Source organism: Luteimonas campi (genome assembly GCF_051162505.1).
Taxonomy (GTDB): domain Bacteria; phylum Pseudomonadota; class Gammaproteobacteria; order Xanthomonadales; family Xanthomonadaceae; genus Luteimonas.
This window is the reverse complement of record NZ_JBNWEM010000002.1, coordinates 374,476-390,100: the sequence shown is the minus strand read 5'-3', so window position 1 is coordinate 390,100 and position 15,625 is coordinate 374,476. Positions and strand designations below refer to the sequence as shown.

The following is a 15,625-nucleotide window of genomic DNA, read 5'->3' as shown; positions in this document are numbered from 1 at the left end:
CGTGCTCCCGTCGTTTCGATGCGTGCCGGTCACGATTGGGCCACGGAGCGGTAAACAAGGGCGGAGCCCCGGGCCGGAGGACATTGCAATGGCGGAACCCGGTTGGGGTTCCGCCATCGCGTTCGGCTTGGCTGGCACGGCCGAGGGCGCTACCGCCGCTGGCGGACCCCGCCGGGATCGCAGTCCCCGTCGTGGCCGACTCTACTGCGGCCCGGCCGTCTGCCATCCGCGGATCCACGCGGTCTGGCCCGCATGGGTGAAGCGGTACCAGCCATTGCGGGTGCCGGTGACCGTGACCCGCGCGCCCAGCGACAACGTGCCGATGATCGAGGAGAGATTGCGCATGTCCTCGCCGCCGACCACCTGGTTGGCGTAGATCGACATGCTGGGCCTGCGCGTCCTGGCGTGGAACAGGTGCGTCATCGGCACGATCGAACCCACCCAGCCGTACTTGTTGCCGCTGACGCCATTGGGGCAGCCGCCCAGCTCCAGGCGGTTGTCGGCGCTGTCCGCGCTACGGTTGCTGGTCGCATTGCAGCGCCACTGCACCAGGTGCCAACCGTTGTCGGCGAGGTCGAACCCGGTCAGCAGCGTGCCGCCGGGCACCACGCCGATCTGCGCCAGCGCCGTGCTCGGCGTCCTGCGGATGATGATGTCCGAGGCCCGGGTGAGGTTGAACAGGTTGGAGCGCGCGGGCACGGTTGCCGAGTGCATGATCCAGCCGGTGCTGTCATCGGGCAGCAGCACCCTGTACGCCCCGTTGTGGGTCTCGAACACTTCCAGGTCGGTGCCATAGGCGACCGTCGCGATGCTGGAGGACAGCGCGCTGGACGAATAGAGCCTCGCAATCGACGGCTCGCGCACGCTGACTTCGAAGGTTCTCAGCGCTTCGCCGCCGATCGGCGTCAGCCCCGTGAACACACCCGGGATGTACTTCCCGCTGCTGACCCAGTCGCCCTTGTCGATGGCGGGGATCGACAGCAGTTCGGTCGCGCCGCCGCCGACGGGTTCGCGCCTGATCGAGAAATGCACGTGGGGACCGCCGACGTCCGCGTTTCCCAGCCGGCCCACGTAGCCGAGCAGCGTGCCGCCGCCGGCGAGGGCATCGACGCTGTCGCCGACATCCACCAGCGGCCTTTCGATCAGATGGGTGTAGGTGGTCGTGTAGTTGTAGACGCTGCCATCGTGGCTGATGTCGACGATCCAGCCGCCGACATTCGCCCAACGGACGCTTTCCACCACACCCGACCGCGCCGGCCGGATCGGCGTGTAGTGCGGCGCCGACAGGTCGGCCGTGCCCGAGTGCAGGTCGCCGGAGGCATAGGTCTCGTCGGCGGCGACCCAGGCGTCGACCGGCCACAGGAATTGTTCTCCATCGCCGGCGCCCGCGGGCACATGCTGCGAGAAGCAGGCGGTGGACCAGGACAGTGAGGCCAGCGTGCAGAGCAAAAGCGCGCATTTCTTCATTCCGAACTCCTTTGGTCGAGAAGGGTGTCGCGGTTGCCTGGTTCCGGAGATCGACGTGCCGTGCGACCGGTGGCGCAGGCGCAAGGCCTGTGCGGCGGCGCAAAGGAGCGATCCGGTCGCCCCGGCTGGGGGTGGACGGCCGCCCGGCCGGGGCGCGTGGCAGGGCTCAGCCCCTGCCGTGGAAGGAGAGCGGGGTGCCGGTCAGGGCAGGCCGGGGGCGCCTGCGCGCCGCCTCTGCTTCGCAAGACCCCCAGGACGTCGGCCACGGAGGGCGCGCTCGGGGTGCATCGCAGGACGGCTGTACCTTGGCGAGCGATGGCCTGGGCCTCCGGGTCTGCAGCGGACATGCCGCTGGGGTAACCGCCGCCATCTTTGTCACACCCGCGGTACGCGCACCATTGACCAGTTGAGGGCTATGCATAGCTCGAAGCTATGGCGCGGCAGGCCCCACGCCTGGGCGGGGCGCGGGCTGGCGGCGGCCCTGATGCATGCGGGCGGGTGTGGCCGGTCGCGTCCCGGTCCTGCGAGGGGGCCGGTGCTGCGGCAAAGGGCTAGAATCGAATGCCCGTCCCTGGTCGATTCCTACTGATGTCCGACGAGCAGCCCGCCAGCACCGATTCCGCAGACGCCTTCCGCAAGGCCGCGCTCGACTACCACCGGCTGGAGCCGCGCGGCAAGATCAAGGTGGCCGCAACCAAGCCGATGCTGACCCAGCGCGACCTGGCCCTGGCCTATTCGCCGGGCGTGGCCTACGCCTGCGAGGAAATCGCCGCCGACCCGACCAAGGCCAGCGACTACACCGCCCGCGGCAACCTGGTGGCGGTGATCTCCAATGGCACCGCGGTGCTGGGCCTGGGCGACATCGGCCCGCTGGCCGGCAAGCCGGTGATGGAAGGCAAGGGCGTGCTGTTCCAGAAATTCGCCGGCATCGACGTGTTCGACATCGAGATCGACGAGAAGGACCCCGACAGGCTGGTCGAGATCATCGCCAGCCTCGAACCCACCTTCGGCGGCATCAACCTCGAGGACATCAAGGCGCCGGAGTGCTTCATCGTCGAGCGCAAGCTGCGCGAGCGGCTCAACATCCCGGTCTTCCACGACGACCAGCACGGCACCGCGATCATCGTCGGCGCGGCCGTGGTCAACGCGCTGGAGATCGCCGGCAAGCAGATCGAGGACGTGACGCTGGCCACCACCGGCGCTGGCGCGGCCGGCATCGCCTGCCTGGACATGCTGGTGGCGCTGGGCCTGAAGCCCGAGAACATCACCGCCTTCGACCGCGGTGGCGTGATCCACACCGGCCGTGACGACCTGGACGAGGCCAAGCGCCGGTACGCGCGCGACACCGACCAGCGCGAGCTGGCGCAGATCGTGGCCGGCGCCGACATCTTCCTGGGCCTGTCCGCCGGCGGCATCCTCACCCCGGACATGGTCGCGACCATGGCCGAGCGCCCGATCATCCTGGCCCTGGCCAATCCCTATCCCGAGATCATGCCGGAGCTGGCGCGCGCGGTGCGCCCGGACGCGATCATCGCCACCGGGCGCTCGGACTTCCCCAACCAGGTCAACAACGCCCTCTGCTTCCCCTACATCTTCCGCGGCGCGCTGGACGTGGGCGCCACCGGCATCAACGAGGCGATGAAGCTGGCCTGCGTGCACGCTATCGCCGCACTCGCCAAGAGCGAGGCCAGCGACCTGGGCGCGGCCTACGGCGAGGAGATCCCCTGCTTCGGGCCGGACTACATCATCCCGCGGCCCTTCGACCCGCGCCTGCTCACGATCGTGGCCATCGCGGTGGCGGAGGCGGCGATGGCGACCGGCGTGGCGCTGCGCCCGATCGAGGACATGGCCGCCTACCGCGAGAAGCTCTCGCAGTTCCACCACCGCACCGCGCTGGTGATGCGCCCGTTGTACGACCGCGCCCGCGCCGACCTGCAGCGCGTGGTCTATGCCGAGGGCGAGAACGAGACCGTGCTGCGCGGCGTGCAGACCGTGGTCGACGAGGGCCTGGCCCATCCGATCCTGATCGGCCGCCCGGAGGTGATCGAATCGCGGATCCAGCGCCTGGGCCTGCGCCTGCGCGCCGGCGTGCACTACGAGGTCACCAACCAGGACGACGACCCGCGCTTCCACGACTACTGGAACCACTACCACAAGCTCACAGAACGCCGCGGCGTGACCCCGGAGACGGCCAAGAGCCTGCTGCGCTCGCGCACCACCCTGATCGCGGCGGTGATGGTGGACCGCGGCGAGGCCGACGCGATGATCACCGGCCTGGTGGGCCGCTACCACAAGAAGCTCGGCTACATCCGCAGCGTGTTCGAGCTCGACCCGGGCGTGCAGAGCACCTCGGCCATGACCGGCGTGATCAACGACCGCGGCCTGTGGTTCTTCCTCGACACCCACGTGCAGCCCGACCCGACGCCAGAGCAGATCGCAGAGAGCACCATCCAGGCGGCCTATCGGCTCAAGCTGTTCGGCATCGAGCCGAAGGTGGCGCTGCTGTCGCACTCCAACTTCGGCAGCCACGACGACCCGAGCGCGCGCAAGATGCGCCAGGTGCTGGAAATCCTGCGCAAGCGCTCGCCGAAGCTCGAGGTGGATGGCGAGATGATGGCCGACACCGCCTGGGACGACGACTTCCGCCGCCGCATCTTCCCGAGCACCACGCTGGAAGGGCGGGCCAACCTGTTCGTGATGCCCAACCTGGACGCGGCCAACATCACCTACAACATGGTGCGGGTGATGACCGACGGCGTGGCGCTGGGCCCGATCCTGATGGGCATCAGCAAGCCCGCGCACGTGCTGACCACCGCTTCGCGTCCGCGCCGCGTGGTCAACATGACCGCCATCGCCGCGGTGGAAGCGCAGATCCGCAAGCAGCGCCTGGCCGAACGCGGCGCCTGAGGCGACTGGGCGCGGAGGCCCTGGCCGGGGCCTCCTTGCGTTTCGATCTGCGACCGTCATTCCCGCGAACGCGGAATCCAGCGTCCGCGGCGACCGCGGCCCGCCTGTGCGGCCGGTGCCAGGTCGGCGCCCTGCAGGTCGGCGATTTCGTATCGCGCCTGGCGCAGGCGCCCGCGCCAGGACGCATCGACCCGCTTTTCGTCAGAGCGTTTCAGGGGCGATCGCCAGTCCCATGGCGACAATCCGGTTGCAGCGCAGCGCAGGCTCGCGGCTGAAGCCGCTCCTACAGGATCCGTGCGTCGCCGAGCAGCCGGCGCAGCAGCACCGGCAGCGCCTCCAGATCGTCCTTGAGCAACAGCCCTTCGGCCGGCGGCGGAATGTCGTCGGGTGCGGTGCCGCCGGTCAGGAACACGAAGGGCAGGGCCGGGTCGTGCGCGCGGCTCAAGGCCAGCGCCTCGGCGCCGGAATAGCCCGGCAGGTTCACGTCCGACACCACCACATGCGGCGCGAACGCCTGCAGGGCCTGCGCCACGCCGTCGGCGGTGCAGGCGCGCTGGCATTCCACGTCCAGGCCGGCCTTGCGCAAGGCGTACTCGGCCAGCTCGGCGTCGTCCGGCGAATCGTCCACCAGCAGGACCCGCCAGGGTCTGGCGGGTTCCACAGCCTCTGGAACGGGCGTGGACACGGCGGTCAGTCGAGCTTCGGCGCCTCGTTGAGCACCGCCCAGAACCGACCGAGCGTGCGCACCGCGTCGAAGAACTGGTCCACGTCCACCGGCTTGACCACGTAGGCGTTCACGCCCAGGTCCCAGCTCAGCGCCAGGTCGCTCTCCTCGCGCGAGGACGACAGCACCACGATCGGCAGCGCCTTGAAACGGTCGTTCTTGCGCAGGTCGGTCAGCACCTCCAGACCGTCCATGCGCGGCATCTTGATGTCCAGCAGCAGGACCGCCGGGTCGCCCTCGGCACGGTCGGACCACTTGCCGCGGCGGTGCAGGTAGTCCAGCACCTCCACGCCGTCCTCCACGTGGACGATGGGATTGGCCAGGTGCGCCTCACGCAGGGCGTCGATCGCCATCTCGGCGTCGTGCGGACTGTCTTCGGCCAGCAGGATGGTGCGCAGTTCGGTCATGTCTTGTTCTCGAGGTTGGCCGGCAGGTCGCCCGCACCCGGCAGCGTGAAGTGGAAGGTAGCACCCTTGCCCGGTTCGGATTCGGCGCTGATGCGGCCGCCGTGGCGGGTCAGCACCCGGCGGACGCTGGCCAGGCCGATGCCCGTGCCGGGGAATTCGCTGGGCGAGTGCAGGCGCTGGAACACGCCGAACAGTTTGCCCGCGTACTGCATGTCGAAGCCCGCGCCGTTGTCGCGCACGGTGAAGTGGTGGGCGTCGTCGTCGCCGCGCCGGTACTCCACCTCGATCCGCGCCGGCTCGCTGCCGCGGCTGTACTTGACCGCATTGCCCAGCAGGTTCAGCCACACCTGGCGCAGCATGTTCTCGTCGCCCACCACCACCGGCAGCGGCGCGATGCGCCACTCCAGCGCGTGCCCCGGCGCTTCGGCGGCGCTGTTGGAGTCGAGCATGGCGCGGGTTTCGGCCACCAGCGACTGCATGTCCACCGTCTGCAGGCGCAGCGCGCTGCGGCCCAGGCGCGAATACACCAGCAGGTCGTCGATCAGCGCCGACATGCGCTTGGCCGAGGACACCATCACTTCGATGTAGTGGCGGGTCTTGTCGTCCGCGTCTTCGCCCAGATGACGGCCGAGCTTGTCGCCGAAGCCGGCGATGTGGCGCAGCGGCGCGCGCAGGTCGTGCGAGACCGAATAGCTGAAGGCCTCCAGCTCGCGGTTCACGTCCGACACCTGCTCCACCTTGCCCTCGAGCTGGCGGTTGAGCTCGCGGATCTGGCGGTCGCTGGCCTTCTGCACGCTGATGTCGCTGGCGGTCACCAGCGCCACCGAGTCCTCGCTGTCGGGCAGCGGCATGCGGCGCGCGTTGATCATCATGGTGCGCTCGACGCCGTCGGCGGTCTGCTGCACCTGCTCGAAGTCCCACAGCTCGCGGCCGCGGCCCAGCACGTCGGCCAGGCGGCGCAGCATGCGCTCGTCGCGCCAGGCGCCGTCGCCGATGTCGGCCAGCGGCCGGCCGCGCGCGTCGCCGTCCACGCCGAACAGCTCGGCGAAGGCGGCGTTGTGCATCACCACGCGCTGCTCGTGGTCGATCGCCACGATCGGTTCGCGCACCGTGTCCAGCACCACGCTGGCGCGTGCACTGGCCTGCACTGCGCTGCTCTCGGCGCGCAGGCGGTGCGAGATCTGCCGCCCGGCGTAAGTCAGCAGGCCGCCGAGCAGCAGCAGCTGGCAAGCCATCGCCGCCCACGAGGCCAGCTGCGCGCGTTCGACCACGCGGTCGGCGCGCACGCGGCGCTCGGCCAGCAGTTCCTGCTCGGACGAGACGATGCCGTCGATCAGCTCATGGATCGGATAGCGCGCCACCATCTGGTCGATGTCGCCCACCGAGGCCTCGGTGCCCTGGTCGATGATGCGCTCGGCCAGCGCCTTGCGCAGCAGCACATGGGTCTGCAGGCCGCCGATGCGCAGTTGCTGCTCCGGGTTGTCGCGGGTCAGTTCCTGCAGCTCGCGCAGCAGCGGCAGGATGCGCTCGCGGCTCTCGCCCACGCGCTCGCGCAGCGCGTGGTTGTCCACGCCCGCGGCCATCGACAGCGCGCCGTTCTCCAGGTTGCGCATGTGCGCCGCCAGCGCCTGCACGGTCACCTCGACCTGCTGGGTATGCGACACCGCCTGCCAGGCCTCACCGGCATCGCGCGTGGCCGAGCGCAGCAGCAGGAAGGGGCTGACGATGATCAGCGCCACCAGCAGCCCCAGCGCGGCCAGGCGCCAGTTGGACAACGGGACGGTTGGGGAGGTTTGCGACATCGGCTCGGCTGGCGGGTAGGGGCAGGCGGAATCCCGGCGCCGTGCGGCACCCGCTCCCCCTGGACCGGAAGATCATTGCCGACCCCAGCGGGGAGGGCAAGCAGCGTCCGGGCGTCCAAAAACCGCGCATTCTGGCCGTCCGGGATGTGTAGGTCGTGCGAAGACGGCACCCCGGGGCGCGCCCACCCGCGGCACGTGCCCGGCCGCGCGGGCGCGCAGGCCGCTGCAGCCCCGCCCCGCGACGCCCTTCGTCGGTTGCTGGGGCAACCTTCGCGCCATAAGCGGGAGCGCTGGGAGGCCCCGGCCGCCGGCATCCCCCCTGCTAGAATCCCGGGTCCAACTTCCCCACGACATTGCGCGGCCAGGGGCCGCGGCGGAGCAAGGCGATGAACTGGCTGACCGACGTGCTGCAGAACGACCCCGATCCCACCGAAACCCGGGAGTGGATCGAATCGCTCAAGGCGGTCATCGACAACCGCGGCCCGGAGCGGGCGCACCAGCTGCTCGAGGACATGGTCGAGCTGACCCGCCGCGCCGGCGCCCACCTGCCGTTCGCCCCGACCACCGAGTACATCAACACCATCCCGGCCCACCTGGAGCCGAAGATGCCGGGCGACCAGACGCTTGAGTGGAAGATCCGCTCGATCATCCGCTGGAATGCCATGGCCATGGTGGTGCGCGCCAACCGCAAGCCCGGCGACCTCGGCGGCCACATCGCGAGCTTCGCCTCCAGCGCCACGCTCTATGACGTGGGCTTCAACCACTTCTTCCGCGGCCCCGAGGGCGACCACCCGGGCGACCTCGTCGCCACCCAGGGCCACAGCTCGCCGGGCATCTACGCCCGCGCCTTCCTTGAAGGCCGCATCAGCGAATCGCAGATCGACAACTTCCGCATGGAGGTGGACGGCCGCGGCATCTCGTCCTATCCGCACCCCTGGCTGATGCCCGATTTCTGGCAGGTGCCCACGGTGTCGATGGGCCTGGGCCCGATCGCTGCCATCTACCAGGCGCGCAACTGGAAGTACCTCGAATCGCGTGGCCTGCTGCCCAAGACCGACCGCAAGGTGTGGTGCTTCATGGGCGACGGCGAGACCGACGAGCCCGAGAGCCTGGGCGCGCTGTCGATCGCCGGCCGCGAAGGCCTGGACAACCTGGTCTTCGTGATCAACTGCAACCTGCAGCGCCTGGACGGCCCGGTGCGCGGCAATGGCAAGATCATCCAGGAGCTGGAGAGCCAGTTCCGCGGCGCCGGCTGGAACGTGGTCAAGACCATCTGGGGCAGCTACTGGGATCCGCTGCTGGCCAAGGACAGCCAGGGCATCCTCAAGAAGCTGATGATGGAGACCGTCGACGGCGAGTACCAGAACTGCAAGGCCTTCGGCGGCGCCTACACGCGCGAGAACTTCTTCGGCAAGTACGAAGAGACCGCCGCCATGGTGGCCAGCCTGTCCGACGACGACATCTGGCGCCTCAACCGCGGCGGCCACGACCCGCACAAGGTCTATGCCGCCTACACCAACGCCATGCAGACCAAGGGCCAGCCCACGGTCATCCTGGCCAAGACGGTGAAGGGCTACGGCCTGGGCAGCGCCGGCGAGGCGCTCAACCCCACCCACAACACGAAGAAGCTCGACGACGAGGCCGTGCGCGCCTTCCGCGACCGCTTCAAGATCCCGGTCGACGACGAGCAGCTCAAGGACGGCAACATCCCGTTCTACCACCCCGGCGAGAAGTCCGACGAGGTGCAGTACTTGCTCGAGCGCCGCCGCGCGCTGGGCGGCTTCGTGCCGCAGCGCCGCCGCAAGGCCGACGAGTCGCTCACCGCGCCCAAGCTCGAGGTGTTCGACCGCCTGATGAAGGGCTCGGGCGAGCGCGAGATGAGCACCACCATGGCCTTCGTGCAGTCGCTCAACATCATCCTGCGCGACAAGCAGGTGGGCCCGCGCGCGGTGCCGATCGTCTGCGACGAGGCGCGCACCTTCGGCATGGAAGGCCTGTTCCGCCAGATCGGCATCTACGCGCCCGAGGGCCAGAAGTACAAGCCGGTGGACCGCGACCAGCTGATGTACTACCGCGAGGACGCCACCGGCCAGGTGCTGCAGGAAGGCATCACCGAGGCCGGCGCCTTCGCCTCGTGGATGGCCTGCGCCACCAGCTACTCCACCAACAACCTGCAGCTGCTGCCGTTCTACATCTACTACTCGATGTTCGGCTTCCAGCGCGTGGGCGACGCCGCCTGGCAGGCGGCCGACATGCGCGCGCGCGGCTTCCTGCTCGGCGGCACCGCCGGCCGCACCACGCTCAACGGCGAGGGCCTGCAGCACGAGGACGGCCACAGCCACCTGCTGTCCGGCGCCATCCCCAACTGCCGCAGCTACGACCCCACCTTCGCGGGCGAGGTGGCGGTGATCCTGCAGCACGGCATGAAGCGCATGATCGAGGAGCAGGTGGACGAGTACTACTACCTGACCCTGATGAACGAGAACTACAGCCACCCGGAGCTGCCCGAAGGCGCGGCCGAGGGAATCATCAAGGGCATGTACCTGCTCAAGGACGCCGGCAAGCCCAAGAAGGGCGAGCTGCGCGTGCAGCTGATGGGCAGCGGCACCATCCTGCGCGAGGCCATCGCCGCGGCCGAACTGCTGGACAAGGACTTCGGCGTGACCGCCGACATCTGGTCCTGCCCCAGCTTCACCGAGCTGCGCCGCGACGGCTACGACGCAGAGCGCTGGAACCGCATGCACCCCGAGGACAAGCCGCGCAAGGCCTACGTCACCGAGTGCATCGAGTCCCGCCCCGCCGGCCCGGTGATCGCCGCGACGGACTACGTGCGCAACTTCACCGACCAGATCCGCGCGTTCGTTCCGCGCACCTACACGGTGCTGGGCACGGACGGCTTCGGCCGCTCGGATACGCGCGCCAACCTGCGCCGGCACTTCGAGGTGGATCGGTACTACATCGCGCATGCCGCGATCGACGCGCTGGCGAAGGACGGGAAGATGACGGCGAAGGATGCGGCCAGGGCGATCAAGCTGTACAAGCTGGATCAGGAGAAGCCGAATCCTGTCACTGTGTGAACTAGATGGAAAGAGCGCGCCATGGCGCATGTGCCCATGAATGATCCAGGCTGGATGAGCCGCAGGCTGGCTGGACTATTGCGTATTCTGCACGCCTCACTGTCCGGGGGCAGCGTGACCGGATATAGCGGAGGCAGGGATGTCTTGTTCTTTACAACCGCTACGACCCTCATCCATGTCCGCGGGCGGTGAGGTAATCCTGGCGACTGCTGGTTGGCGTACCTGCGGCACGGCTGCGGCGTACCTTCTATGAGGCTGAGGCCGCCTAAGTTGGCCGCTGGGACGTCAGCAGATGTGAAGAGGACAGGAGGTGTATGGACATCGTCAGTCCCGCGCGGCGTAGCAGGATGATGTCCGGGATTCGGAGCTCAAATACCCAACCGGAACTCGTTGTCCGGAGTACGGCGCACCGAATGGGGCTGCGATTCCGGCTGCACCGCAGAATGCTCCCGGGCTCTCCTGATCTTGTCCTCCCGCGCTGGAATTTGGCGATCTTTGTGCATGGCTGCTTCTGGCATCGTCATGGCGGATGCCGGCTCTGTGCTGAGCCGAAGACGCGCTCGGAATTCTGGCAAGCCAAATTCAAAGCCAATGTCGCCAGAGACCGCGAAGCTGTGAAGCGGTTAAAGGCCCTCGGTTGGCGGGTCGAGGTCATCTGGGAATGCGAAACAAAAAACGCGGATGCAGTTGCATGTCGCTTATGGCGAGCCACTTTCGGCTCCTCATACTCAAATGACGTGCGCCCGCGGATCGAACTTGGTAAGTTGGCGGCGCTTGCTTGCCAGGGAGAGCCGCATGCGGGGACTTGACATTTTCAGCGGCGCTGGCGGAAGTAGCGTCGGCGCCCGTTCTGCGGGCGTCGACATGGTGGGTGCGATTGACATGTGCCCTGTGGCGACAGATACCTACCGCAGCAATTTTCCCAAGACCAACGTGGTTACAGGTCGGCTGGAAGAACTCGATCTTGCTAAGCTGAGGCGGGAGATCGGGAGCGTCGACGTCCTGCTGGCTTCGCCGGAATGCACCAATCACACGTGCGCAAAGGGAGCTGCGCCGCGTGACGAGACGAGTCGTGCGACCGCACTCTACGCGGTTGAGTATGCAAAGGCGTTCAAGCCGCGCTGGATCGTGCTTGAGAACGTTGTGCACATGCGCCCCTGGTCGCGATATGGCGAACTCAAGCGTGAGCTCAAGGCGCTCGGATATCACCTCGCAGAGCAGATTCTCGACGCGTCCGACTATGGAGTTCCACAGACGAGGCGCAGGTTGTTCCTGGTAGGCGACAGGAACGGTCCGCCAGGGGTCGTCCGTAGCAAGACGCCTGGGCCGCGGAAATCGGTCAAATCCATACTTGACCGCCCGGGCATCTGGGCGACAACCCCTCTAAGGACTGAGCGTCGAGCGGCCGGAACGCTGGAGCGCGCCAAGCGCGCCTTTGAGGCGTTGGGCGACGACGCCTCATTTCTCCTGGTCTACTACGGAAGCGACGGCAGTGGTGGCTGGCAGCCGTTGACACGTCCGTTGCGGACTATCACGACCGTAGACCGGTTTGCGCTGGTCGAAGCGGGGCCCGAGGGGAGCACCATGCGGATGCTGCAGGTGCCGGAACTGCGGCGAGCCATGGGGTTCGACGAGGCCTACCGGATGGATGTTGGGACTAGGCGTGACCGCGTACGTTTGCTGGGCAACGGTGTATGCCCGCCAGTAATGGAACGTGTCGTTGGTGCGCTCACCAAGACGGCTTAACTCTTCGAGCATAACCCCTGACGAAGGTTGCCAGCCGCTCGAAGGTTCGAGTCGCAACGCCATACTGAATCGCGCTCCGCGGCGGCTGTGGATATCGAGTAAAGTTTATCGCAAGGTTCGAGGGCGTTTTCTTCCGGTGACGTCTGCCGGGCGATACCGACCAGGAGGGGGGATGCCAAAGCTACGCCCGCGTGCACGCATAGTTAGGACCATTGGCGACCAACTGATCAGCGGCCCGGAGGCCGCGCTGATCGAGCTGGTCAAGAATGCATTCGATGCGGACTCACCGTCGGTGCACATCGCCATCTTCCCTCCCGCGGACGGCAAGTGGACCGGAAGCAATGGCACGATTGTAGTGTCCGATGCCGGTCACGGTATGTCGGCAGCAGACCTTCTTGAGAAATGGTTCGAGCCGGCTACCAGCGACAAGCTCGAACGCCGCACCAGCCCGAAGGGCCGGGTCATGCTTGGCGCTAAGGGTGTGGGCCGGTTCGCGACGGCAAGGCTCGGCAAGCGCCTTCATCTGCAGACTGCCTTCAAGCCGCGCGGGAAGTTGCTGGAAGTGAGCGAGATCAAGGTTGACTGGGACCGATTCGAGAAGGCGGCCTACCTAGACGAGGTCGATATTCCGATCTCGAAGCGAACTGGGAGGCGATCGGACAAACCCGGAGTGACACTCCGGATCGAGGCGCTACGCGACCGATGGACACGGAAGCAGTTGGAGGAGCTGGTTCGAGAACTGCGCCGACTAGTATCCCCTGTTAGTTCGCGAGACAGTGATTTCAGGATCTATCTCGATTTGAGGGAATTTCGCGAGGAGATCCACGGCTTCGACGGTCCGACACTGGTGTCGGGATCAATGCATGGGGAGAGCGCTGTCGATGAGGATGCCAGCGAGGTGCGACCATTTCGGATCGACCGCGTCTACCACTACATGGTAAAGGGCACCTTTGACGCCGCAGGTACGTTCAAAGGCACGTTAGTCAACCAGCGCGGTGACGGCAAGAGGCAGCGCATTACTGTGCAGGCCGGCGAGTTGGCTCCTGAAGAATCGACATGCGGCAAAGTCAGGCTAAGGCTGAACATCTACGACCGAGAAGGCGATGCGATCATCGAGCTGTTCGACAAACTGGGGCTCGGAGGCATCGGTCGCCTGGATGCTAGGCGGATCTTGGATGAGAACATCGGGATCGGCATCTACAGGAATGGATTCCGTATACGACCATACGGAGACGCGGAAACTGACTGGCTCGAGCTCGAGCGCAGGCGAGTTCAGGATCCATCGAGGAAGCTCGGCCTCAACCAAGTTTGGGGGCTGGTCGAGATTGAGGCCGAGAAAGCTTCTGGCTTGGTCGAGCGCAGCAGCCGGGAAGGTTTGGAACACAACGGCGCGCTCGTTCGCTTGAAGCGGTTGATGACCGATCTACTGGTGAATGTCGAACAGATCCGTCAGGACTTCCGCCAGAGTGCTGGGCTCAGCCGCAAGAACACGGTAGACACCGACACCGTGCGCAGCAAGGCGAACCTGCGCGCCGTCACACGGGCTATAGCGGACATTCCGCCGCGGTACCGCAAGCGGGTCGAGCGCGCCATCAAACAAGACAGCGGCGCGTTGAAGACGTCAATTGCGGAGCTTGAAACTTACCACCAAGCGCTGGCATCGCGATCAACGCTTGGGCTGGTGGTTTCCCAGGTGCTGCACGACGGACGGCGCTACCTATCTGACATATCCACACGCGCAAAGCGGCTAAAGGACGGCGCGCCGCGTTTGGAGGAGCAGTCGACCTTCGGCTCGCACTTCAGATCGAGCTTTGGAAAGGAAGCGTCATCGATCCACGGGTCAGCGGGCCACCTGAGCCGGCTGTTCAAGTCGCTGGATCCGATTTCCGGGAGAAAGCGCGGCCGGCCACAAACGTTTTCCGTAGGAGCGGTCATATCTCGATGCCTGGAGTTGTTCGGAGACACCCTGTCCGACACCGGAATCAAGGTAAACGTGCAGGACGACGAGCCTGATACCCGGGTCATCGGCTATGAATCTGACCTCATGGCCGCACTGCTCAACATTCTCGACAACGCGATCCATTGGCTTGGGACTGTCGCCCCTCGTTCGCGCGAGATCGCCATAATAGTCAGCCAGACACGGAAGTATGTACGCATCGCGGTATCGAACAGTGGGCCGGAAATCGCGCAGAGGTTCCACGGCAGTCTTTTCAGCCCTGGGTTTTCGCTGAAGGCCGAAGGTTCCGGCATCGGGCTCGCGATTGCCCGGGAAGCCATGCGCTCCAGCAAGGGAGACGTTGCGTTCGACTCGGAGTCTCCGCAGACCACATTCGTAATTGAAATGCTTAGGGCCTAGTTCATGGACGACATGCTGAAAGTCCTTATCGTCGAAGACGATCAGACTAAAATCCAGGAATGGAATGACGCGATTGCCGCTCACAATGCCGATGCCGCTGCCAAAGGTTTCGAGATCACTTATATCGCGGCGAGATCGGCACGCGATGCCAGAAGGCAGATTGAACTGCATTGGTTTGACGCTGTTGTCGTGGACCTCAGGCTCGAAACCGAGCCAGGCGTAAGCGAGGCCAACAACGACGGTAACGAGCTTGTGAGGCAGATCCTTGCTGCACAGCCCGTAGGTCTGGTCGTCTTCACGGGCCAGCGCTCGGAGGCGGATGAAGCCAGCTACGGCACGCCCCAGGTCAAGGTCATGGACAAGGGCGATGGGCTGGACCAAGTATTCGAATGGCTGGCCGACAATCGTGACGTCTTCCAGCGCCTACGTGCTGCGAAGGCTGCATTCAACCGAGAGGCAGCGAAAGTATTCTTCCAGTCGATCTGGCCACGCTGGAAGCATTGGACTGTCGATGGGCCAGACGATGCAGCACTAACCGAAGTTCTTGCTAGGCATATGGTTGCGCACGTCCACGACTCACTGCTGAGTGCCGGCGACGACACTACTCACTCTGAGGAAACCTATTTTGTTCCACCTTTGAAGAGCCGCCTGGACACAGGAGATATGCTTGACTACGAAGAAAGAACCTGGATCGTGGTTACGCCTCGATGTGATCTCGCTCGCGAACCTCAGATCAAGACCGTAGTTCTGGCCGCGTGCGAAGATGTGTCTGACCAATGGGACACGCTGGTTGCTGGCAAGAAGGTAGGCGCCCTCCAGACCTTCATTCAGCATAATCGGTCTCCGAAACAACACTTCCTCGCGCCGATGCGGCTCGGTACGACGCGACGCGGTCCGTGGATGGTGCAGTTCCACGATATCCGATCAGTTCCCGCCCAGGCTGCGCTACGGGACCTTGTCGGTTTGCGTTTTGCGTCACTGTCGTCACTTTTCATTCCATCGCTTGTGGAGCGGTTTGGTGCTTATTTCAGCCGGATCGGCACTCCCGGACTATCGATGGAATGAACTTGGACTTCAATGAAAGGACGACTATCCCACAGCTTTCCGTACAGTTCTGGCTACAAGATGAGTAATCATCC

At 65.9% G+C, this 15,625-nt stretch carries 10 protein-coding genes; 6 read left to right on the top strand and 4 right to left on the bottom strand.

Annotation, left to right across the window (positions count from 1 at the left end; genetic code table 11):
* Positions 1-201: 201 nt before the first annotated feature.
* Positions 202-1,467 (bottom strand): SH3 domain-containing protein, encoded by a 1,266-nt coding sequence (locus ACQYVW_RS06790; protein WP_434932868.1) that lies wholly within the window; start codon positions 1,465-1,467, stop codon positions 202-204.
* 588 nt (positions 1,468-2,055) lie between these two features.
* Here ACQYVW_RS06790 and ACQYVW_RS06785 point away from each other — a divergent pair.
* The gene (locus ACQYVW_RS06785) at positions 2,056-4,374 is read left to right on the top strand and encodes an NADP-dependent malic enzyme (RefSeq protein ID WP_434946454.1); all 2,319 of its coding nucleotides are present in this window, start codon (positions 2,056-2,058) and stop codon (positions 4,372-4,374) included.
* A gap of 283 nt (positions 4,375-4,657) precedes the next feature.
* Here the strand turns inward: ACQYVW_RS06785 and ACQYVW_RS06780 are convergent, their stop codons facing one another.
* Genes ACQYVW_RS06780 through ACQYVW_RS06770 form a run of 3 tightly spaced genes read right to left on the bottom strand, consistent with a single transcriptional unit; the run spans position 4,658 to position 7,307 of the window.
* The gene (locus tag ACQYVW_RS06780) at positions 4,658-5,059 is read right to left on the bottom strand and encodes a response regulator (protein ID WP_434946453.1); all 402 of its coding nucleotides are present in this window, start codon (positions 5,057-5,059) and stop codon (positions 4,658-4,660) included.
* 5 nt (positions 5,060-5,064) lie between these two features.
* The gene (locus ACQYVW_RS06775; protein ID WP_434946452.1) at positions 5,065-5,505 is read right to left on the bottom strand and encodes a response regulator; all 441 of its coding nucleotides are present in this window, start codon (positions 5,503-5,505) and stop codon (positions 5,065-5,067) included.
* Positions 5,502-7,307, bottom strand: coding sequence for a sensor histidine kinase (locus ACQYVW_RS06770; protein WP_434946451.1), 1,806 nt, complete (start codon positions 7,305-7,307; stop codon positions 5,502-5,504). The genes ACQYVW_RS06775 and ACQYVW_RS06770 overlap by 4 nt, the downstream gene beginning before the upstream one ends.
* A gap of 386 nt (positions 7,308-7,693) precedes the next feature.
* Between ACQYVW_RS06770 and aceE the strand changes: the two genes are divergently transcribed.
* From aceE to ACQYVW_RS06745, 5 genes are all read left to right on the top strand, one after another.
* The gene (gene aceE / locus ACQYVW_RS06765; protein WP_434946450.1) at positions 7,694-10,384 is read left to right on the top strand and encodes a pyruvate dehydrogenase (acetyl-transferring), homodimeric type; all 2,691 of its coding nucleotides are present in this window, start codon (positions 7,694-7,696) and stop codon (positions 10,382-10,384) included.
* Positions 10,385-10,698: 314 nt separating this feature from the next.
* Complete coding sequence (locus ACQYVW_RS06760; RefSeq protein ID WP_434946449.1) at positions 10,699-11,193, top strand: very short patch repair endonuclease; 495 nt, start codon at positions 10,699-10,701, stop codon at positions 11,191-11,193.
* Positions 11,180-12,130, top strand: coding sequence for a DNA cytosine methyltransferase (locus tag ACQYVW_RS06755; protein ID WP_434946448.1), 951 nt, complete (start codon positions 11,180-11,182; stop codon positions 12,128-12,130). The genes ACQYVW_RS06760 and ACQYVW_RS06755 overlap by 14 nt, the downstream gene beginning before the upstream one ends.
* A 172-nt stretch (positions 12,131-12,302) precedes the next feature.
* Positions 12,303-14,486 (top strand): sensor histidine kinase, encoded by a 2,184-nt coding sequence (locus tag ACQYVW_RS06750; protein WP_434946447.1) that lies wholly within the window; start codon positions 12,303-12,305, stop codon positions 14,484-14,486.
* Between the two features lie 3 nt (positions 14,487-14,489).
* Positions 14,490-15,551 (top strand): histidine kinase, encoded by a 1,062-nt coding sequence (locus ACQYVW_RS06745; protein ID WP_434946446.1) that lies wholly within the window; start codon positions 14,490-14,492, stop codon positions 15,549-15,551.
* Positions 15,552-15,625: the final 74 nt, after the last annotated feature.

Excerpts from the sequence above, each read along its gene's own strand:
- ACQYVW_RS06770 (WP_434946451.1), bottom strand. The coding sequence starts at position 7,307 with ATGTCGCAAACCTCCCCAACCGTCCCGTTGTCCAACTGGCGCCTGGCC.
- ACQYVW_RS06745 (WP_434946446.1), top strand. The coding sequence starts at position 14,490 with ATGGACGACATGCTGAAAGTCCTTATCGTCGAAGACGATCAGACTAAA.
- ACQYVW_RS06775 (WP_434946452.1), bottom strand. The coding sequence starts at position 5,505 with ATGACCGAACTGCGCACCATCCTGCTGGCCGAAGACAGTCCGCACGAC.
- ACQYVW_RS06755 (WP_434946448.1), top strand. The coding sequence starts at position 11,180 with ATGCGGGGACTTGACATTTTCAGCGGCGCTGGCGGAAGTAGCGTCGGC.
- ACQYVW_RS06790 (WP_434932868.1), bottom strand. The coding sequence starts at position 1,467 with ATGAAGAAATGCGCGCTTTTGCTCTGCACGCTGGCCTCACTGTCCTGG.
- ACQYVW_RS06760 (WP_434946449.1), top strand. The coding sequence starts at position 10,699 with ATGGACATCGTCAGTCCCGCGCGGCGTAGCAGGATGATGTCCGGGATT.
- ACQYVW_RS06750 (WP_434946447.1), top strand. The coding sequence starts at position 12,303 with ATGCCAAAGCTACGCCCGCGTGCACGCATAGTTAGGACCATTGGCGAC.
- aceE (WP_434946450.1), top strand. The coding sequence starts at position 7,694 with ATGAACTGGCTGACCGACGTGCTGCAGAACGACCCCGATCCCACCGAA.
- ACQYVW_RS06785 (WP_434946454.1), top strand. The coding sequence starts at position 2,056 with ATGTCCGACGAGCAGCCCGCCAGCACCGATTCCGCAGACGCCTTCCGC.